This is a genomic window from Microlunatus spumicola (genome assembly GCF_039536445.1).
Lineage (GTDB): Bacteria > Actinomycetota > Actinomycetes > Propionibacteriales > Propionibacteriaceae > Microlunatus > Microlunatus spumicola.
Genome location: NZ_BAAAYR010000009.1, coordinates 1 through 587 on the forward strand (window position 1 = coordinate 1; position 587 = coordinate 587).

Sequence of the window (587 nt, forward strand, 5' to 3'; positions counted from 1 at the left end):
TAGTAACAACAAGCTACTAAGGGCAATCGGTGGATGCCTAGGCACCAAGAGCCGATGAAGGACGTCGTAACCTGCGATAAGCCCCGGGGAGCTGGTAAACGAGCTTCGATCCGGGGATCTCCGAATAGGGAAACCTCGAAAGAAACCGGAGTAATGTCCGGCGACCTCCGCCTGAATATATAGGGCGGTTGGAGGGAACGTGGGGAAGTGAAACATCTCAGTACCCACAGGAAAAGAAAACAACAGTGATTCCGTCAGTAGTGGCGAGCGAACGCGGAAGAGGCCAAACCGTACGTGTGTGATAGCTGACAGGCGTTGCATGTGCGGTGTTGTGGGGCCATTCTGACCGTGCTGTCGAACGGTCGAGCAGTCAAAAATGACACATGAAGTCGAAGCGCTCTGGGAAGACGCGGCATAGCAGGTAACACCCCTGTAGACGTAAGTGTGTCACTGCTGAGTGTCACCCCAAGTAGCAGCCAACCCCTGAAATTGGCTGTGAATCCGGCGGGACCACCCGCTAAGCCTAAATACTCCTTGGTGACCGATAGCGGACTAGTACCGTGAGGGAAAGGTGAAAAGTACCCCGG

The 587-nt window shown here is 54.5% G+C and carries 1 rRNA gene; it reads left to right on the forward strand.

The features are described 5' to 3' along the window. Positions 1 to 6 precede the first annotated feature (6 nt). Positions 7 to 587 (forward strand): 23S ribosomal RNA (locus ABD665_RS21620); the annotation flags it as partial.